Genomic DNA, 19,896 nt, shown 5'->3' on the forward strand with positions numbered 1-19,896 from the left:
CCTCTAAATGTAATATTGTTATTATTCTAACATTATATATAGTCATATGGTGTTCATTCTTTTACCCTCACTATCCTTTTAAAATTATCTTTATGATTAGATTAATGCTCATTACGAACTTACCGGTTTTCATAGCCTACTAATTGCCAGTACTTTAGCTTTAACGGATATCGGATTTGCTTATTTATATATTCCCTAGACATTCTGCTATAAAAAAATAGATTCTAAAGTTAAATAGATGCGCTTTTTCTCTTACTGGCGGTCAACATCCACTTACTAGCCGTCATGTGGAAGATACTGGCTATTAGAATGTTTTTACTAACCATCGCGGAAAACTTAAAGGCCGTTGTAGCTGAAATACTGGCCGCCACGATTTTTAAATAGGTCACGGGATTTGATATTCACTTTTACCCAATGAAAAAAAGACCCCCGTATTCACGACAGCCTGAGCAAAAGCCCACAGTCTCTTATAGACGATGGGCCACTATTATTTAATGTTCATCACTCGATGAATTACCTTCTTTTCCAATTCCGTCACTTCATGATTATCTCTTTCTCTCGGCCTCTTAATGGCCACATTTAAGTCCATCGCAATATTGCCTTCCTCTAGCAAAAGAACTCGATCAGCAAGTGATATCGCTTCTGCTACATCATGTGTCACCAAAAAGGCTGTAAACTTATGTTCCTCCCATAAATTTAAAATCAACTGATGCATTTCGAGTCTTGTAAATGCATCGAGCGCCCCTAATGGTTCATCTAGTAATAGTAGTTTTGGCTTACTGATTAACGCCCTTGCTAAAGAAACCCTTTGCTTCTGTCCTCCAGATAAAACGTGAGGCCATTCATTCTCTCTTCCCTTTAATCCTACTTGTTCGAGCATATCAGCCGCTTGTTTTCTCATTTCAGTTTTGCCTTTAGCCTCATCTACCTTATCTAATCCCAACTCAACATTTTCAATTACTGTTAACCACGGTAAAAGTCTTGAATCTTGGAACATAACTCGTACTTGAGGATTAATTCCTCGAATTATTTGCTGTTCTAATTCAATTTCACCTGTTGTTGGTTTATCCAATCCCGCCAACAAACGTAGAAATGTACTTTTCCCACAACCACTTCTGCCAACAATTGATAGGAATTCTCCTTTTTGTACAGACAGATCCAGTTGTTTAAGCACATTTACATCGCCAAACGACTTTGAAATCCCTGCTACATGGAGACCAGCCCCTTGTGTTTCCATGTGTTTCACCTCATCATACCCTTATTTCTTTTTAGCATAGCTTGGATGCCATTTTAGTGTTTTTTCCTCAATCAGTTTGGCCAAGATATCGGCTAATTTTCCTAACAGCGCGTAGATAATAATACTTAAAATAATCACATCTGTTTTCATAAACTCACGAGCATTCATTGCCATATAACCGATACCGGAATCGGATGCAATCGTTTCTGCGACTATGAGCGTTAACCACATTAAACCTAAGGAATAGCGTAATCCAACAAAAATAGATGGCAATGCTCCCGGTAAAATGATTTTTCTGAAAAGTTCCCATGCGCTTAAACCATATACTCTGCCCATTTCTATTAATCCTCTATCCACTGTTCGAATGCCATGATATGTATTCACATAAATAGGGAAAAATACACCTAAAGATACGAGGAATATTTTGGCCGTTTCTCCAATACCAAACCAAATAATGACTAATGGAATTAATGCTAAGTGGGGAACATTTCGAACCATCTGAATCGTCGAATCAAAGAACCTTCCCGCAAATGGAAATAACCCATTTATTAATCCTAAAATAAAGCCAATCCCTCCGCCGATCAACAAGCCAACAAGCGCACGATACGTACTTATGCCCATATGATAATAAAGTTCACCTGATTTAAATAAATCAATTGCTGTCAAAATGATAGCTGTTGGTGGTGGAAATAACCGTGATGAAATAATTTCATTAACAGAACATATTTGCCATATCAGTAAAAGCAATACTGGAACAAGCCACGGTATGATGCCTTCAAATTTAAAAACCTTAGTATTCTTCATTTCATTCACCTATTCTAGAGTATCTGGAAACCAAGCCGGATCTTCCGTAACCATGTCAGATACTGAAATTTCAGCTTCAATTAATTTTTCTTGTAAAAATATGTCCGCTATATCTTGTTGTTCAGCCACAACTGATTCCGTGATTTTTTCAACGCCATATGTTCTGCGTTCTACTGTTTTTTCAATTGCCTCCAACGGAATACCTAAAGAATCGGCCAGCATTTTAGCAAGGTCTGATTTATTTTCATTGGCCCATTGATCAGCTTTATCTAATTCTTCAAGAATTGTCTTGATTACTTCGCTATTTTCCTTTGAAAATGAGTCCGATGCAAAATAATACGTACGATTATTTGTGAATCCTTCGCCATCAAGTAAAATTCTTGGACTAATATCATTTTCTAATACAGCAAGAAACGGATCCCAAAATCCTAGCGCATCGACTCGTTCTGATTCGAATGCTGCTCTTCCCTCTGAAGCATCTTTTACATATGCAAAATCAACATCTTCTGAAGTGAGTCCTTCTTTTTGCAACGCCTTCATTAATAGATAATGAGAATTCCAGCCTTTTCCGATGGAAATCTTCTTTCCTTTTAAATCGGCAGCTGTTTTTATATCTGAATCTCCATGAACAATAATCGCAAGGCCTTCCGGATTAGGATGCTCAGATGCAATATAGACTAGTGGCATGCCAGCTGCTTGCGCAAATACAGCATTCGCATCTGCCGCATGACCAAAATCAATATTATTTGTATTTAATGCCTCAAGCAATGCGCCACCTGTTGCAAGCTCAACCCATTCAATGGAGATATTATCCTTTTTCAATTTTTCCTCTAAATATCCTAACGATTTTAGAATATGTAATGTATTCCCTTTCTGAAAGCCAATCTTTACTTTGTCCGCAGAACCTGATGTAGCAGATTTGGCCTCTGATGATGTTCCTTTTGGATCACTATTACATCCGGCCAGGACAATGATGAACGAGATCCCAATAAATAGGGACAACCATGCCTTTTTCATTCCCTTTTCCCCCTTGAAATAATTAATAGGATCATAGTACCACAATCCTAATAGGAATACTACGTTTTAATGTTTTAATTGACTAAAGTGTTTTAAAAACAGGCATTCCAAATAATCCCCTTGCTAGATTTAACAAGAGGATTTGCGTCTTTCCATTATCTACATTGCTTGCTGTGCATTTGTTACATTCATTTGCATCTCGTAATAAAATCCCTTTTGCTCCATTAAGGCATCATGATTTCCCCGTTCATATATTTCGCCATCTTTAATGACTAGAATGACATCCGCCTCACGAATCGTGCTCAATCTATGTGCAATAACAAAACTTGTACGTCCTACCATTAGTGTTTTCATTGCTTGTTGAATTTGACTTTCCGTTCGCGTATCTATACTACTCGTTGCTTCATCGAGAATTAAAATATCAGGATTTGCTAATATCGCTCGGGCAATCGTGATCAGTTGGCGCTGACCTTGACTTAAATTTCCTCCATCTGCGGATAATACCGAAGCATAACCATTCGGCAATTTACAGATAAAACTATCTGCATTCGCCATTTGTGCCGCTTCAAGCACTTCATCATCAGTCGCATCTAAACGTCCATAACGAATATTTTCCATAACAGAACCACTAAATAAAAAGGCATCCTGCAGTACAATCCCTATCCGTCGGCGCAAACTATTGCGATCCCATTCTTTAATATCCCTATCATCTATTCTAATACTACCTTCTTCAATATCATAAAACCGTGTCAACAAATTAATAATTGTCGTTTTCCCGGCCCCAGTTGGCCCTACAAGAGCGATATTCTGTCCCTTTTCTACTGTGAAAGAAACATCTTTTAAAACAGGTCCATCTTCTTTTATATAAGAGAAAGTTACATTTTTAAATTCAATACTACGCTGAACACTTGGAATTTTTGGCTTCCTTTCACCCTCATCGTCTTCTTCTACTTCATCCATTACTTCAAATATTCGTTCTGCACCAGCAATGGCTGATTGAAGTAAATTAAACTGACTCGCTAATTCGTTTATCGGCCGGCTGAATTGTTTAGAATAATTTAGAAAGGCCACAACGACCCCAATCGTAACAATCTCCCGTAAAGCCATCCAGCCACCAATTCCTGCAATGAGCGCAAAACTCAAGTTATTAATAAAGTTCATGGATGGACCCATGACCCCTGCAAAGATTTGCGCCTTTTTCGCCACATCGCGTAGAGCTCGATTTTTCGCTTGAAACTGACCAAGCGTTTTCGCTTCCCTGCGATATACTTTTATCACCTTTTGCCCCGAAACAGTTTCTTCAATAAATCCATTTAAAGATCCCAGTTCTTTTTGTTGATTACTAAAAAACTTACGCGTATAAGTAGCGATCTTTTTCGTTGTTAAAATAACGATTGGTATAATCACCATGCTAACGAGTGTCAACTTTATATCCATAACGAGCATAAAAATAATGACACCAACTAATGTCAAAATACTGTTAATAAATTGCGCCATACTTTGATTAAGCGTATTCGAGACTGTTTCCATATCGTTCGTCGTTCGACTCATGAGCTCACCATGTGGTGTTTTATCAAAGTAAGAAATGGGCAACTTCTGTACTTTATCAAATAATTCACTGCGCATGTCGCGAATTGTGTGTTGAGAAATTGCGGCCATCACATGCATTTGCAGCCATGAAAAGGCAGAACTAGCAATATATACGCCAAGCAAAACAAGACACAGAGTAACTAGACCATCATAATCCCGGGGAACAATGTAGCGATCAATCGACATACCAATTAAGTATGGCCCCGTTAACATAAGTACTGCACTAATAGCTGTAAAAATAGTGACTGCAATTAATCCTAGCTTTTGTTTACGTAAATAATGCCAAAGCCTGTGCAAAGTCTCCTTTGTATTCTTTGCTTTTACAACAGGGCCTGTAGGTATATGACGGCCTGGACGAATACCAGAAGTGGGATCGTTGGATTGGTTTTTTTTATCACTCTTAACCATGTACTATCTCCTCCTTTCTCTGCTGGGAGGCAAAAATATCTTGATATAGTGCACTTTCCTCAAGTAATTGTTTATGTTTACCTTCCGCAGCAATTTTTCCATTTTCCATCACGATAATATGATCCGCTTCCACAACAGATGAAATCCTTTGCGCGATAAAAATACATGTCGTATGCCGCCATTCCGTTTTCAAGGCCTTCTGAATAGCAGTTTCTGTTTTTACATCAACAGCACTTGTACTATCATCAAGTATTAGAATTGCGGGATTGAGCAACAACGCACGCGCGATCGCAATTCTTTGTTTTTGTCCGCCAGATAAATTAACGCCACGTTGACCAAGATTTGTCTCATATCCATTCGGCATTCTACTAATGAATTCATGGGCTTGAGCCGCTTTCGCAGCAGCGTCCACTTCTTCCTGGGTAGCGTCTGATTTTCCAAAACTGATATTTTCATAGATGGTACCACTAAATAAAATAGTTTCTTGTAGGACGTAGCCAATATGTTTCCGCAGTTCATCAAGCGGTAAGTCTAATACGTTTTTTCCATCGAGCAACACAGTCCCCTCTGTCGCTTCATAAAGCCCTGGTATTAATTGAATAAGTGTTGACTTTCCAGCCCCAGCTGCTCCTAAAATCGCCAATGTTTGCCCAGGCTTTGCTTCAAAGCTAACTGCATCCAATATCAAATCTTGATCTTTGTCATATGCAAAGGAAACATTGTTAAATTCGATATGTCCTCGCACATGATCGATTGGTTGCACTACTGACGATTGCCTCTCGGGCTCGATTATCAATACTTCATTAACACGATCAGCTGAAGCTTTTGCTCTTGAAACAGCCATCATAAGCATGCCAGCCATTAAAAGAGAAAATAGCACTTGGGTAACATAGTTAATAAAGGCTACAAGTTCGCCGACTGGTAAATTTCCCGTCCATGTTTGGCCGGCGCCAAACCAAAGGACAGCAACAATTGTTATATTCATAATCAACATCATTACTGGCATATTCAACGCCATAATCCGAAATGCCTTTACTGCAAACTCTGTATAATTCGTATTTTGCTCACGAAATTTCTTCTGTTCAAAATCACCACGGACGAACGCCTTCACTAAGCGCATACCGCGTAAATTCTCCTGTAACACATTATTTACACCATCTAGCTTTTCCTGCACCTTTGAAAATAAAGGGAAAGCATAACGAATAAGCAAAAATAACACAATGAAAAGCAGTGGAACTGAAGCAATTAAAATGATTGCCAGCTTCGGGCTGATCATAATTGCCATAATAATACTTCCAATTGTAAGTAAAGGAGAGCGAACGAAAATTTTCAATATCATCTCCACAAAAAGCTGTAACTGCGTAACATCATTTGTTAGTCTCGTAACAAGCTGACCGCCAGAAAAGCGATCAAGCTGCTTAAACGCAAAGCTTTGCACACGTTTATATAAATCTTCACGTAAGTCTGCTGCAAAATAAACAGAAGCATAACTCGCAAAAATTGTGCATCCAATACCGCCTAGCAACCCAATAAATGCAACGAGCAGCATCCAAGAACCCGTCGACTGCACTAGCGATAAGTTACCCTTCATAACACCTTCATCAATGATGCTTGCCATCAACCTAGGCTGTAATAAATCCATCGCCACCTCAAGTACCATTAAAAGGGGAGCAAATAGGACAAACAACCAATGCGGTTTTAAATAGCGAATCAATTTCCTCAATAATTATCCCTCCATAAACCTATCCTTATAAATATATTTGTTGATAAGCCGTTGTTTATATATCACTAGGGGCACAGCAGAAAAATACAGTTTTGAAACGATAAGGAAGTCATAATCTATTACTCGAGACAGGAAATCATATTTCTCGAACTAAAGCACTTCACAGCGCCAGTCTTATAATACCTATCAGATAATTCCGATAATTTTCTCCTATATTAATTAAGAAAAATTCGATCACTTATTATTCTCAGGTAGTTTTTTAACCTTTACAGAGCTCGCCCAGTTATATATGGTACTTGATTCCCACATTTAACTTTGCATTTCTCCCATTTAAGAGCGAAATACCAATGTCCGCTCTCTAATAAAAACAAAATGATTTCCTTCAAAAGAGTTTCTTAGTTATGAAACAAGCATTCATTATAAATATCAATTTGTTTCGCTAATTTCAATTCCTTCCTCACTATGATCCTCTACTGACTTTTCACCTTCCAATGCAACTGTTTCGCTTGCTTCACTTTGAGTATGGGATATTTCCACTGCTTCACTTTCATGTATTTCAAATAATTGAATTAACTCGTTGATTACCATATCGATAGCTTTTAATTCACCGACTAAAATTTGATTAATTGATTGAAACTCGGGTTCATTTAACTGTTGCTTAATGGTTGAACGCTTAAGTTTCATCATTTCTAAAAAGGCAATTGCTCTCCCGCGACGGAAGGTTTTTGGTCCGCGTTGATGTGAACCTTCTTTACCTTTGTGACGTTCACCATGATGATGTCCCTCTTTCTTACAGTCCTTCTTTTTTTCATTTCTCATTATAAATCCCCCTCCCTCGCATACAATTGTATACACATTATTATGTTGCCAATTGTATACAAATGCATACAAGTTGTCAATCTGGTTTCATAATGTTTGTAAAAAAGGAAGGAGTGACTGGTAAATCTGAAAATAATTTAGTGACCCCATTTGCAAAGATACTTCGTAATCGTTATGTATTAACTGGCATTATTTCCTCCAAATATTGAAGTGATTTAAGGAAAATATTCTATGGAACTATGTATCTAAAGCGATGGAATTTTAATGGGTTAATGAGAGGAAAATTTATATATTGCTAAAAAAGGGAATGCAGGATTGCCCGATGGGATCTGTCCCGTCAAGATGCTACCTAAATAACAACTGGATAATAAAATATGGAAGGTGACTTTATGAATAAACAAGATCCAGGAATCTCCTTAATGAATTGTTTCAGTTACATTGTTTATCTTTAGGTATGTTCCTCATTTAATCATTGCCGCTATCATGGGAAGAAGTGAAGATATGTTCAATTTTGCTCTAGAAGTTACTCATTCTTATTCTGACATTCCAGAAATAGGAGTATTTGTTATTACTTAGTATATGTAGAATTAAAAAAGAAAAATAATAACACTTAACTATTAAGATATCGTCCAGCGCCTGCATACTATAGTATATAAAAAGAACGTGTTTTGAAAAAAGCATGTGATCAAAACATACTGTCTTTAACAGGGAAATACTAATGAATAGATAGATAAAAAAAAGCCCTTTACAAAGATATAAAGGACTTAAATTTGTATCTAGTTTTTTTGTTGAGAAAATCTCGGAAAACCAATCAAAATTGCTATGATACCACAGATTCCGATAAGAACTGGATAGAAAGAATACTGCAAAATATTAACAGGTGATATCCCCGCAATCCCAGCTGCAACTAACATTTGTGCACCATACGGTAGCATTCCTTGAATGGTACAGGAAAAAATATCAAGTAAACTGGCAGATTTACGCGGATCAATTTGATATTTATCCGCAATATTTTTAGCTAAAGGACCGGCAATGATAATTGAAATAGTATTATTAGCTGTAGATACATTCGTTAAGCTAATTAAACTCGCAATACCGAATTCCGCTCCTTTTTTTGACTTTATATTTTTAGTAATTGTATAAAGAAAATAATTAATTCCACCATTATACCGGACAACTTCCACCGTACCAGCAATAAGAATCGCTAAAAAGGACATTTCATACATTCCTGCCATTCCCTCACCGATATGTTGAAATATATCCATTACATGATAACTTCCATCCATTAGCCCAATCACTCCCGCAAAAACAATACCTATTGTTAGCACGAGAAACACATTGACTCCCATTAAAGCGGTAATAAGAACGAATATATACGGAATTATTTTAAACCAGTTAAATGACTCGGTTGCTATAGCTGCGTGCTCATTCATTGTTAAAACCCCGAGGATAATACATGTAATAACCGCTGCAGGTAATACGATGAAAAAGTTCACTTTAAACTTGTCTTTCATTTGTGTATGTTGTGTGCGTACGGCTGCAATGGTCGTATCTGATATAAAGGATAAATTGTCACCAAACATGGAGCCACCAATCACAGATGCCATCGCAAGAGCAAGAGAAATATCCGTTTGTTCACTAATCCCCACTCCGATCGGAGCAAGGGCAACAATCGTCCCTACAGATGTTCCCATTGAGAGAGAAATAAAACAAGCAATAATAAAAATACCGACTAATAATAAATTGGGAGGTACAGCGGTCAAAGCCAGATTCACCGTTGAGTCTACTGCCCCCATTCCTTTGGCCACTTCAGAGAAGGCACCAGCCAAAAGGAAAATTAAAACCATTAAGATGACATTAGAATTTCCTGCCCCCTTGCAAAAACTCTCTACTTTTTGATTCAGAGATTCTTTTCGATTCATTGCTATCGCGAACGCTCCAGCAATAGAGATTGCAACGATAACAGGAAAAGCATAAAAGTCTTTTGTAATCAGACCGGAACCAATAAATAATATTAAAAAAACAAGAAACGGCAATAATGCAGCCGGGTTTCTTTTCTCGGTTGAATTCACGATGGACACCCCACTATTTTTCGCATAAAAAGACCCCTTCTTTTTAGCAATAAGAAGAGGCATTCTAATAGTTTATACCATACTTTGTTATTCATTCAAATATTATTGCTTAATGTATATTTAGAATTTCTTGACCAAGGAGTGCCTAATAACGGCAGCGCCCAACGATCTAATCCGTACCAGCCTGCAACTTTCCAAGCTAAAACAAGCCATGTAGCAAGGATAAACAATAAAGGATTTGCGCTTAATGTACCTGCGAATAAGAAGGTAACATTCATTAAAGCACCAAAAAATGCAGCAATTCCTGTTAACAACCCTAATATTAATCCTAGTCCAACGAGTAACTCCCCATAAGCTACCATATATGAAAATACCTTTGCATTCGGAAGAACCGTATTCTCAAGGAAAGTAGCATACCACCCAGCTACATCCCCCCCTTCTTGAGATTTTGCTAATGCACCACCTACAAAACCTTGAAGGGCCGCTCCAGCATTTTTACCAGTCCAAGCATCACTTGTAACTTTCCCCCAACCTGCCGTTATCCAAGCGTAACCTACATATAAACGAACGATTAACCAAATAATTGCAGAATTTGGGCTGCTAAATAAAAATCTAGATACAGGATTTTCAGGTATTATAATATTTCCTTTTTCCTTCATCATCATTCCTCCTTATTGGATTTAGAAAATTCCGTTTGTATTGTTTGTATATCCTTACGAAGATTCGATAAACCCACCCCTTACTTTTAATTAAGGTATTTACTTACATGTATGAGATATGATAGTTTAATAATCAAAAGTGAAGGGGAGATTACTGTGGCAGAAGTAGAAAGTTTTCAACTTGATCATACAAAAGTTAAAGCACCATATGTTCGCTTAGCTGGTACGGAATCACATGAGAAAGGTAGCTCGCTACAAAAGTATGATTTGCGGTTTTTGCAACCGAATTATGATGCAATGCCAACTGCTGCTGTTCATACGTTAGAGCATTTACTTGCAACATATTTACGGGATGAGTTAACAGGAATTGTTGATATTTCACCAATGGGTTGTAGAACAGGGTTTTACATGATTATCTGGGATGAGCATGATCCTAAGGATATTGCTGCTGCTTTAACGAAAGTACTCGAAAAAGTTATTACAACCGAGCATATTCCAGCTGTTTCTGCACTCGAATGTGGAAATTATAGAGACCATTCACTATTTGCTGCACAGGAATATGCAAAGATAGTTGTGGAAGCAGGATTAAGTGACGATCCATTTCGCGCTTAACTAGCTAAAATACAGATAGAGAATAGAGTGTGACAAATAAAAAACACCTTTAACAAGGATTTAGGAATAGATACCTGAAATTCTTGTTGGAGGTGTTTTTTTCTATCAAGTTATTAAATCTTTGTTCTTTCCAATTCCCATGTAGAAAAAACGATGCTTTTCTGTCTAATTTGATAAGGCATTAGCATATTACTGGCTGTCATCCGGCTTTTACTGGCCGTCGCTAACCCTTTATTGTCCGTCATCACAAAATTACTGGCCATGGCGCAATTTTTACTGGCCGTCACCCCTACTTTACTGGCTGTTGTCATTATTCATTGCCTATTTTAAATTTTTACATTATTTTGTTATTACCCTTGACAAAAAGGAATAGGAGCTGTAAAGTAAGAGTCAATTAAAAACTACATATATTTTATTTCTTATCCAGAGAGGTGGAGGGACTGGCCCTTTGATACCTCAGCAACAGACTTTTTAAGTACTGTGCTAATTCCAGAAGCGTAATGCTTGAAGATAAGAAGAGCCGATAGCATAACGCCAAAACCTCTTCTATTTTCCAAGAAGAGGTTTTTTTATATCAAAAAAAAATTAAAAAAGAGAGAAGGAATGTAACAATGACAACTACAACATTAACGAAGGCACCATTCAGAGCGGATCACGTCGGAAGTTTATTACGTCCAGATAATTTGCACAAAGCAAGAAAAGACTTTAAAGATGGTGCCATTACTGCTGAACAATTACGTGAAGTCGAAACACAAGAAATTAAACGGATCGTTGATAAGCAAATAGAAGTTGGCTTAGAACTTGTAACAGATGGTGAGTTTAGACGCCGATTTTGGCATACTGACTTTCTAGAGCACTTAAATGGAATAGAAGGTTATGTTCCTGAAGTAGGTTATGTTTTTAATGGAGATGAAGAAACAGAAAGATACAATGTCCGAAACGTTGGAAAAATTTCATTCAATCCTGATCACCCTCATGTTAAGGATTTTATTGAATTCAACAAAATTGTTGCTGGTCGTGCCGTTGCCAAACAAACCATTCCAAGCCCTAACCAATTATTTAATGTAGGCATAAGGGATGAAAACATCTATCCTGACATTGAAGAATATGCAAATGATATTATTCGGACCTATCGTGATGCCATTCAAGCATTCTACGCAGCAGGCGTCCGTTATCTACAATTAGATGATGTTTATATTGCTGGACTTTCCTCTCCGGATATTCCTTTCAATGATGGCAAATATACAAGAGAATACTTAATTGAATTAGCGCTCAAAGTAGCAAACAGTGTATTGGAAGGAAAACCAGAAGATTTAGTGGTCACAACACATCTATGCCGTGGAAACTATCGCTCCAACTGGGCATTTCAAGGTAGCTATGGACTGATCGCCCCTACTTTATTTGCAAAAGAAAAAGTAAATGGCTTTTTCCTGGAATATGATGATGAGCGCTCAGGTGACTTTAAACCATTAGACCATATTCCAAATGGTGGAGCACAAGTTGTTTTAGGTGTTGTCACATCTAAAGATGGAAAATTAGAAGATAAAGAAACGATTAAAGCGCGAATAAAAGAAGCTTCGCAATTTGTACCATTAGAGCAATTATGTTTAAGCCCACAATGTGGATTTGCTTCCACACACCATGGCAACAAGCTAACAGAAGAGCAACAATGGGAGAAATTGAAGTTTATAGTCGATATTGCAAAAGAAATTTGGGGATAATTAACTACTATCAAAAGAGCTCGGGAATGAATACTTCCCGACCTCTTTTTAAAATCTATTAGTATGTTATTGTTACAGGTCCGATCAATCCTGATGGTAAACTCACTTTATCCATATCATTTGCCTTTGTATTTGTTACTTTTACTCTAATAGAATTGTCACCTTTTCTTAAGACGTTACCTAATTCAAATGTATAGGGTGCCCACATTTTCACTCCAATTTCTTGACCATTTATCCAAACATGAGCTATTTCTTGGACTTCACCTAAATCTAAAGTAGCATAAGTCATATTGGATGTTTGGCATTTAATCGTTTGTTCATATACTAATGTTCCTGAGAAGTGCTCCATGCCTTCCCATTCTGTCCATGAACCTAAAGTTACTTCTTCCCTAATTAAATTGTTGAGACTAATTTTCCATTCTTCTTTGACCGGGACAGCTTGCTTATTATTTATTGGTAAAGTCTCTTGATATACCGGCTTTTCATTTGGATTAATGTAGAATATGATACTTTCTCGTCGCTGTAGCTGCAAAGGAACTCTACTATTAGATTTGCGGGTCTGTATTGGGACATCTTCAATGGTTCCCTTCCAAGGATCCCATTTCTGAACGGATCCTTGACGATTTATTCGCAATGCCCCTTCATAGTTTGTTTCTCCCTCATTCACTAATAAATAATAGAATTGCCCCTCCTTGTCAACTTGACTGATTCGAATGTCATCACAAGCGGGAACTAGATTTATCTCTCTTCTGACGACATCTTCCAAATCCCCACATACACCTTTAATGGAGGTAGATACAGCTCCCACAATTTTATTTTCCAACTCACCTAGAACAAAGACTGTACCACCATTTTTTATAAATTGTTCTAAAAACATGATTGTTTTACTACTTAATCTCGTAGTATCTTCTACTAAAATAACTCTATATACCTGTTTCTCTATGCCTATTATTCCTTCATTTATTACACATTGATCCAAAAGGGATTCCTCTAAATAATTAAACTCTATTTGATTTTCGTATAAAGGTTTGACGATTTTCCATGGTAAAAAGGCTTCCTCACATAAAACAGCTATCTGTGCTAGATTCACACTATCAGTCATTAACCAGCTTAGGCGTTTAATATATGTAGAAAACTGTTCGTAATATGGCCACCAAATATTATTCACACCTACATCTGGTGGGCGCTCATGACTCCTCGTTCTTCCTTCAATAGAGTAGTAGAAAGCATGAGGCGAAATTAAGTTGACGCCCCGAACAAAGAGCCAATCGAAGTACCATTTCATATCGCCGCCAGATAAATGCCAGCTATTTCCTTGCCCACAAACTCCAAGAATCTCGTTTAAATTACGTCGTCTGCCTCGATGTCTCGCAGCATCTGCCGAGCATTTTCCAGCGGTTGAGTGAGTTCCTACTAGTCCCTTTTCATCCTCTGGTGCAACCCAACGCCAAACGACATCTTGTCCCGGTATTTGAAAGTAATCGAGTAAACCAATGTCATCACTTGCAGCTGGATGCCCGGTTAGCGCAATTTGATGTTGCTCACACCATCTGCTTAAAGGCTTATAATAGGCTTCCGACAGACGTTTATTTATAACTTTTTGGTAATTTTTTTGCAGAATAGGTGTTTCACCACCCACATCAAACCATAAGGCTAGTAAATCTATTTCACGATTTCCTTGTTCAAGATAATAAGCTAAAAGGTCATTTGTCCATGGTATTAATCCTTTGGATGCACCTCGTCCAAGAATATCAGGTTCATCCGTAAAGAAGGCCTGAATGGTCGATCCAAAGTGAACAGCCAATATCGAATAATAACGCTCATGTGTTAATTCAATAAACCTCTGGACCGCTAATGGATTAAGTAGATCTGCGGAAGCTGGAGCATTTTCTTCTCCATCATCCTCACCATCATGAATTCCTCGAATTGTCCCTTTCGAAAATGTTTCAATCAAGCAGATGATAGACCAATTACCCTTGCTCGGCGGACAAAATTGAATTTCTTCACCGCTCCGTTGTAAACGCTTTATATTTTTGTTATTAATTTGATATTTGGACCTCTTTTCAACCGCTTGAACAGATATAAGCTTTTCTCCCTCATCTAATGGAATAGTAATGTTTGTCGAGCCTTGACAATGAAACTCAAGCATCTTCAAACCACGGCTGGCATACTCGGGATGCCCACTCACAACCATACCTTTTGCTGAGCCTGAAGGATACATCGCTTCATCATATAAGATAACTCTCATACCAAGCCTTGCTGCCTCTTTGACAGCAGTTAATACAAATTCCATAAATGCATCAGATAAGTATTCTATATCTTTTGGAATTCCTAACCTAGGATGTAATACAAATCCCATGACCCCTTTTTTATAGAACTCATGAATTTGCCGCTTAATTTCTTCATGAGTAAGCCTATCATTCCAAAACCAAAAAGGAATCGGGGTGAATTCATCCGATGGTTTTAAAAACGCATCCGTTAACTTGGCCATCGTGTCATCCTTTCACATAATCCATTTACCATTTTCAGCTTCATCGTCTCTATCAATCTCTTCTTTGAAAATCAATTAACCCATCCACTTGAACGGCTTGTCCTGTCTGTAATGACATATTTCCAGCAATCCCTGTTAGAATTGACATCGCCCCATCTACATGGGATGCGGCTCGTTGAAATTCATCCTCTCGTGGTTTATCAAATAAATCGCGCAATAACAAGGGATCTCCTCCACCATGGCCACCTTCTCCTTCTGTTACTTCCACTTCATATGGACTTCCGAACATCGGCAAAACGGTAATCGATCTTTCCTGAATCGCTCCCTCGTCGGCTTTATCCCCACCAGAGTTAATATACGATTGCTCCCTAATCCGAACTTCAATCCTTCCCTTACTTCCATTAAAGGAAACAATATAGCCTTCCCATGGTAAATATGCGTTTAAAGAATACGTTAATACCGCTTTGTTTTGATAAGTGACCGTCACCGCAAGAGTATCCTCGATGTTGATTCCATCACCAAACACACTTTGATCTCTCTGGTAACCATCGTCTTTTTCCGCATCTAAATACAAGGCTTTTAAATGACCATTCTCCTCTAACTGGATCGCGAATGGATCTGCTTTTGCTAACTCACTCCCATGTGCTCTTTGGTAAAATTCCGTTACTCCTCTAGATTCCGCATTCTCTCTGCCATAAAAGCGCAATCCACCAGCTGCATAAACGGTCTTAGGAGCAGTCCCAAGCCAAAAATTGACTAAATCAAAGTGATGCGTCGATTTATGAACAAGAAGTCCTCCACTATTCGCTTTATCACGGTGCCATCTTCGAAAGTAATCTGCACCATGCTGCGTATCAAGCGCCCATTCAAAATGTACCGAATACACTTCACCAATCGTATCATTCATAATCAATTCACGGATCTTTGTATTATGCGGAGCATAGCGATAGTTAAAAGCAACGCGTACATTTTTACCTGTCGTATTTACTGCATCAATAATTTCTTGGCACTTCTCAGCATCAGTAGTCATTGGTTTTTCTGTGATTACATCGCAACCTAACTCTAAAGCACGGATGATATAGTGGTGATGCGTCCTATCAACTGTTGTCACAATTACTACATCGGGTTTTTCCGTCGCAATCATTTCATCAAATTGATTGGAAAGATATAATGGAACAGCTTTGTACCCATACCTATTTTGTAATAACTCATTGGCATATGCTAATCGCGTCTGATTAATATCACAAAATCCAACTAATTCGCTCGTCTCTTTAAAATCTGTAACTAGATGTTTATAGAAAAATTCCGCTCTCCCACCTGTTCCAACTAATACATACCTCTTCTTCGATTGATTTTTCTCTCGACTCATACAATCACTCCTCTCAATAACTAAAGCGTACATCTTCTATCCCTTTCCTGCAATTGTATATTTTTAATTAATCGAATACTTAGTTAAATCTTTCTAACACTTTTTTGCCGAAGTAATACTTTTTTGATAAATCATAAATACGAGTACGTGGATAGATACAACCTCAAACTCCTTTCTCTAAACTAAGCTTTTTACTCAACCAAATAGACAGCGATATTCCAAAATACTGGAATACCGCTGTCATTAACCCTTAAATAATAAAATTAATTTCATAATAGAAAAAACCATATGGTAATCTGGACATAGTTGATTTCCGCTCCAGGCGGACGTTTTCCGCGGAAAGCGAAGTATATTCGCTGCGAGCTAATTAGCAACCATCTGCACAAAAGGGAAGTGGGTTTTTCCAGTAAACTCAACCACTGCCCCCGTACTCGTACTGCTTTAATTATTCCACCAGCTGTTTTATCAGTTCCTTATTACGCTGTTTAAAGAGATCATTATGTGAGGAAACCATTCCATATTGCCATGCATCTGGTTGGATATATTGTTTTGCTTTGTTGACCGCATTAGCTGCATCTTGAAAAGCACCAGCTATTAAATGTAGTTTTCCTTCGTGCTTCAGAATATCGCCTGCAGCGTAGATCCCCTCTATCGAAGATTCGCTCGAAGCGTTTCCTGAAATATAATAATTATCCACCATCTCAATATCCACTTCACTATTTTGAAGCAATGTCGTATCACGTTCATAACCATGATTAATAATTACTTCATCTACCGGTAAATAGGAAACTGCATTTGTTTTAGCATTCGTCAGTTCGACTTGTTCAATTACTTCGTGATTCACACTAGCAATTAATTTTGTAATCGTCGTATTTAAAAGACATGTTGCTGAACTATTCATTAGTTGTGTTACTTGTGCTTCATGACCTGCTAAAGTTTCTTTTCTATATGTTATATAAACTTTTTTTGCAATTGGCTCTAATTCATTTGCCCAATCTATGGCAGCATTACCTCCCCCAGAAATAATCACTGTTTTATCTTTAAAGCGCTTTAAAGATGTCACTGTATAATTTAAGTTAGACACTTCATATCTCTCTGCACCTTCTATTTCTAGCTTTTGAGGATTTAAAATGCCACCACCAACAGCCACAATAACTGTTTTAGAAAAATGAATCCGTCCTGAATTAGCCTTTAATAAAAAAATACCTTCTTCATTACGTGTGATTGACTCTATTTTCTCATTCAAAACGACTTCTGGGTCAAACGTTAATCCCTGCTCGACAAGCTGCTCTATTAGTTTCTCTCCTGGTAGAGGCTTTTGTCCACCAACATCCCAAATCATTTTTTCTGGATATACATGTATTTTCCCACCTAATTTAGGTTGGTATTCGATCAGTTTTGTTTTCATTTCTCTTAATCCACTATAAAAACTTGAGTAAAGCCCTGCTGGCCCTCCTCCAATGACAGTTACATCAAATAATTCTTGCTCTCCCATTCCCACACACTCCTCGTTAATCAATTAAAATTGCTTCTCATTCTCATTATCGAAACTGTTGACAACAGATAAATACGCTATTATAGTTATCATTATATCGAAATTGATAATCATTCTCAATCAATTTCCTAATTGTTTTATAAATGGAGGTGGAAGTATGGCTCGTCTATATACAAATGATCTGTGCATCAGCTATGGTGAGCGTTTAATAATAAAAGATCTTAGTATAGAAATTCCAGATAAAAAAGTCACTGCTATCATTGGCCCAAACGGTTGCGGAAAATCAACATTATTGAAAGCAATTACTCGAATTATTTCACATCAATCCGGAACAGTCGTCCTAGACGGGGAAAATATAGCAAAGGAGAATACGAAAATCCTTGCTAAAAAAATGGCCATTCTTCCACAAACACCCGAAAGTGCAAGTGGGTTAACAGTCGGGGAGTTAGTATCCTATGGTCGCTTTCCTTATCAAAATGGATTCGGACGGTTAACGAAAAAGGATTATGAAGTCATAGACTGGGCTCTCGATGTTACAGGAACAATAGATTTTAAGTTTCGTCCCGTCGATGCGTTATCAGGTGGGCAGCGTCAACGTGTGTGGATTGCTATGGCACTCGCACAAGAAACAGAAATTATCTTCCTTGATGAACCTACTACTTACTTAGACATGGCTCATCAACTAGAAGTTTTAGAGCTTTTACAAAATCTACATTTAGAACAGGAACGTACGATAGTCATGGTTCTCCATGATCTAAATCAAGCTGCCCGTTTTGCTGACTACATTATTGCTCTAAAAGATGGGGAAATTGTGAAGGCAGGAAGCTGTGAAGAAATAATGACTCACTCCGTACTAAAAGAAGTCTTCCAGATTGATGCAGAAATTGGCCGAGATCCTCGAACCAATAAACCAATGTGCGTCACTTACAACTTAATCAAAGGAGAACAAAAAAATGAAGAAATTAGCAATCCCATTTCTATTGCTGCTAGCGCTATTAGTTAGTGGTTGTAATAACACTTCAACAGAAAAAGAAAACAACAAGAATACTAACGAGAAAAAGTCGGAAACCATCACTTATGAATCTGAAAACGGACCGATTGAGGTTCCTGCCAATCCACAACGTGTTGTTGTCCTATCAACTTTTGCTGGTAATGTGATGGCTTTAGACGTTAATCTTGTTGGTGTAGATGAATGGTCTAAAATGAACCCACGCTTTGAAGAAAATTTAAAGGATATAGAAGAAGTAACCGATGAAAGCTTAGAAAAAATAATTGAATTAGAACCAGATTTAATTATTGGGTTATCGACTATTAATAATGTAGATAAATTAAAGGAAATTGCTCCTACAGTAACCTATACATATGGAAAAGTTGATTATTTAACACAACACCTAGAAATAGGAAAACTTTTAAATAAAGAAAAAGAAGCGCAAGCTTGGATTGATGACTTCAAAGAACGGGCTCATGTTGCTGGCGAAGATATCAAAGAGAAAATCGGAGCAGATACAACTGTTTCTGTCATCGAAAATTTTGATAAACAACTTTACGTTTTCGGCGATAATTGGGGACGCGGCACAGAAATCCTTTATCAAGAAATGAAATTAGCGATGCCTGAAAAAGTAAAAGAAATGGCTTTAAAAGATGGTTACTATGCCTTATCAGTCGAAGTGCTACCTGAATATGCCGGCGATTATGTCATCTTTAGTAAAAATCCTGATACAGATAATTCATTTCAAGAAACAGATACGTATAATAACATTCCCGCAGTTAAAAACAAACAAGTTTTCGAGGTAAATGCGAAAGAATTCTATTTTAATGATCCAATCACATTAGATCTACAATTAGACTTCTTTATTGACAACTTTCTTGGGAATTAAGC

The 19,896-nt window shown here is 37.5% G+C and carries 16 protein-coding genes and 1 riboswitch; of the genes, 4 read left to right on the forward strand and 12 right to left on the reverse strand.

What is annotated here, in order from left to right:
- Window positions 1–487 precede the first annotated feature (487 nt).
- The 8 genes from BLE01S_RS18130 to BLE01S_RS18165 form a co-directional block, all read right to left on the reverse strand.
- The gene (locus BLE01S_RS18130; RefSeq protein ID WP_066145702.1) at window positions 488–1,237 is read right to left on the reverse strand and encodes an ABC transporter ATP-binding protein; all 750 of its coding nucleotides are present in this window, start codon (window positions 1,235–1,237) and stop codon (window positions 488–490) included.
- Between the two features lie 21 nt (window positions 1,238–1,258).
- Entirely contained in the window at window positions 1,259–2,041 is a 783-nt protein-coding gene (gene ssuC / locus BLE01S_RS18135) for an aliphatic sulfonate ABC transporter permease SsuC (RefSeq protein ID WP_066145706.1), read from the reverse strand.
- 9 nt (window positions 2,042–2,050) lie between these two features.
- Complete coding sequence (locus BLE01S_RS18140) at window positions 2,051–3,058, reverse strand: aliphatic sulfonate ABC transporter substrate-binding protein (RefSeq protein ID WP_066145709.1); 1,008 nt, start codon at window positions 3,056–3,058, stop codon at window positions 2,051–2,053.
- A 159-nt stretch (window positions 3,059–3,217) separates the two neighbouring features.
- Window positions 3,218–5,056 (reverse strand): ABC transporter ATP-binding protein, encoded by a 1,839-nt coding sequence (locus BLE01S_RS18145; protein ID WP_066145712.1) that lies wholly within the window; start codon window positions 5,054–5,056, stop codon window positions 3,218–3,220.
- Window positions 5,049–6,779, reverse strand: coding sequence for an ABC transporter ATP-binding protein (locus BLE01S_RS18150; protein WP_066145715.1), 1,731 nt, complete (start codon window positions 6,777–6,779; stop codon window positions 5,049–5,051). Before BLE01S_RS18150 ends, BLE01S_RS18145 begins: the two co-directional genes overlap by 8 nt.
- A gap of 426 nt (window positions 6,780–7,205) precedes the next feature.
- Window positions 7,206–7,598 (reverse strand): hypothetical protein, encoded by a 393-nt coding sequence (locus BLE01S_RS18155; protein ID WP_066145718.1) that lies wholly within the window; start codon window positions 7,596–7,598, stop codon window positions 7,206–7,208.
- Between the two features lie 776 nt (window positions 7,599–8,374).
- The gene (locus BLE01S_RS18160; protein WP_066145721.1) at window positions 8,375–9,670 is read right to left on the reverse strand and encodes a Na+/H+ antiporter NhaC family protein; all 1,296 of its coding nucleotides are present in this window, start codon (window positions 9,668–9,670) and stop codon (window positions 8,375–8,377) included.
- Window positions 9,671–9,765: 95 nt separating this feature from the next.
- Window positions 9,766–10,335 carry a DoxX family membrane protein gene (locus tag BLE01S_RS18165; RefSeq protein WP_111703578.1) on the reverse strand — a complete coding sequence of 190 codons (570 nt, stop codon included), beginning with the start codon at window positions 10,333–10,335 and terminating at the stop codon, window positions 9,766–9,768.
- A gap of 150 nt (window positions 10,336–10,485) precedes the next feature.
- On the opposite strand from BLE01S_RS18165, the gene BLE01S_RS18170 reads away from it, so the two are divergent.
- Complete coding sequence (locus BLE01S_RS18170; RefSeq protein WP_066145727.1) at window positions 10,486–10,941, forward strand: S-ribosylhomocysteine lyase; 456 nt, start codon at window positions 10,486–10,488, stop codon at window positions 10,939–10,941.
- Between the two features lie 113 nt (window positions 10,942–11,054).
- On the opposite strand, the gene BLE01S_RS18175 is transcribed toward BLE01S_RS18170, so the two are convergent.
- A complete protein-coding gene (locus BLE01S_RS18175; protein ID WP_066145730.1) occupies window positions 11,055–11,252 on the reverse strand; it encodes a hypothetical protein in 198 nt (65 codons plus the stop codon).
- A gap of 105 nt (window positions 11,253–11,357) precedes the next feature.
- Window positions 11,358–11,458: riboswitch (SAM riboswitch) on the forward strand.
- A gap of 94 nt (window positions 11,459–11,552) precedes the next feature.
- On the opposite strand from BLE01S_RS18175, the gene BLE01S_RS18180 reads away from it, so the two are divergent.
- The gene (locus BLE01S_RS18180) at window positions 11,553–12,662 is read left to right on the forward strand and encodes a 5-methyltetrahydropteroyltriglutamate--homocysteine S-methyltransferase (RefSeq protein WP_066145734.1); all 1,110 of its coding nucleotides are present in this window, start codon (window positions 11,553–11,555) and stop codon (window positions 12,660–12,662) included.
- 58 nt (window positions 12,663–12,720) lie between these two features.
- Here the strand turns inward: BLE01S_RS18180 and BLE01S_RS18185 are convergent, their stop codons facing one another.
- From BLE01S_RS18185 to BLE01S_RS18195, 3 genes are all read right to left on the reverse strand, one after another.
- Window positions 12,721–15,153, reverse strand: coding sequence for a glycosylhydrolase-like jelly roll fold domain-containing protein (locus tag BLE01S_RS18185; protein ID WP_066145737.1), 2,433 nt, complete (start codon window positions 15,151–15,153; stop codon window positions 12,721–12,723).
- A gap of 52 nt (window positions 15,154–15,205) precedes the next feature.
- Complete coding sequence (locus BLE01S_RS18190; RefSeq protein WP_066145739.1) at window positions 15,206–16,522, reverse strand: Gfo/Idh/MocA family oxidoreductase; 1,317 nt, start codon at window positions 16,520–16,522, stop codon at window positions 15,206–15,208.
- Between the two features lie 445 nt (window positions 16,523–16,967).
- The gene (locus BLE01S_RS18195) at window positions 16,968–18,017 is read right to left on the reverse strand and encodes an NAD(P)/FAD-dependent oxidoreductase (RefSeq protein WP_066145742.1); all 1,050 of its coding nucleotides are present in this window, start codon (window positions 18,015–18,017) and stop codon (window positions 16,968–16,970) included.
- A 157-nt stretch (window positions 18,018–18,174) separates the two neighbouring features.
- Here BLE01S_RS18195 and BLE01S_RS18200 point away from each other — a divergent pair, with 157 nt between their 5' ends.
- Window positions 18,175–19,020, forward strand: a complete 846-nt coding sequence (locus BLE01S_RS18200) for an ABC transporter ATP-binding protein (protein ID WP_066145745.1) — start codon at window positions 18,175–18,177, stop codon at window positions 19,018–19,020.
- Entirely contained in the window at window positions 18,971–19,894 is a 924-nt protein-coding gene (locus BLE01S_RS18205; RefSeq protein ID WP_066145748.1) for an iron-hydroxamate ABC transporter substrate-binding protein, read from the forward strand. Before BLE01S_RS18200 ends, BLE01S_RS18205 begins: the two co-directional genes overlap by 50 nt.
- The last annotated feature ends 2 nt before the right edge of the window (window positions 19,895–19,896 follow it).

Origin of the sequence: Lederbergia lenta NBRC 16444, assembly GCF_001591545.1 — a bacterium.
GTDB classification, from domain to species: domain Bacteria; phylum Bacillota; class Bacilli; order Bacillales; family Bacillaceae_C; genus Lederbergia; species Lederbergia lenta.

What these genes read in the sequence shown, in the direction of transcription:
- BLE01S_RS18190 (WP_066145739.1), bottom strand. Translation starts at nt 16,522, where the DNA reads ATGAGTCGAGAGAAAAATCAATCGAAGAAGAGGTATGTATTAGTTGGA.
- BLE01S_RS18155 (WP_066145718.1), bottom strand. Translation starts at nt 7,598, where the DNA reads ATGAGAAATGAAAAAAAGAAGGACTGTAAGAAAGAGGGACATCATCAT.
- ssuC (WP_066145706.1), bottom strand. Translation starts at nt 2,041, where the DNA reads ATGAAGAATACTAAGGTTTTTAAATTTGAAGGCATCATACCGTGGCTT.
- BLE01S_RS18140 (WP_066145709.1), bottom strand. Translation starts at nt 3,058, where the DNA reads ATGAAAAAGGCATGGTTGTCCCTATTTATTGGGATCTCGTTCATCATT.
- BLE01S_RS18165 (WP_111703578.1), bottom strand. Translation starts at nt 10,335, where the DNA reads ATGATGATGAAGGAAAAAGGAAATATTATAATACCTGAAAATCCTGTA.
- BLE01S_RS18130 (WP_066145702.1), bottom strand. Translation starts at nt 1,237, where the DNA reads ATGGAAACACAAGGGGCTGGTCTCCATGTAGCAGGGATTTCAAAGTCG.
- BLE01S_RS18195 (WP_066145742.1), bottom strand. Translation starts at nt 18,017, where the DNA reads ATGGGAGAGCAAGAATTATTTGATGTAACTGTCATTGGAGGAGGGCCA.
- BLE01S_RS18200 (WP_066145745.1), top strand. Translation starts at nt 18,175, where the DNA reads ATGGCTCGTCTATATACAAATGATCTGTGCATCAGCTATGGTGAGCGT.
- BLE01S_RS18175 (WP_066145730.1), bottom strand. Translation starts at nt 11,252, where the DNA reads ATGACAACAGCCAGTAAAGTAGGGGTGACGGCCAGTAAAAATTGCGCC.
- BLE01S_RS18205 (WP_066145748.1), top strand. Translation starts at nt 18,971, where the DNA reads ATGAAGAAATTAGCAATCCCATTTCTATTGCTGCTAGCGCTATTAGTT.
- BLE01S_RS18180 (WP_066145734.1), top strand. Translation starts at nt 11,553, where the DNA reads ATGACAACTACAACATTAACGAAGGCACCATTCAGAGCGGATCACGTC.
- BLE01S_RS18145 (WP_066145712.1), bottom strand. Translation starts at nt 5,056, where the DNA reads ATGGTTAAGAGTGATAAAAAAAACCAATCCAACGATCCCACTTCTGGT.
- BLE01S_RS18185 (WP_066145737.1), bottom strand. Translation starts at nt 15,153, where the DNA reads ATGGCCAAGTTAACGGATGCGTTTTTAAAACCATCGGATGAATTCACC.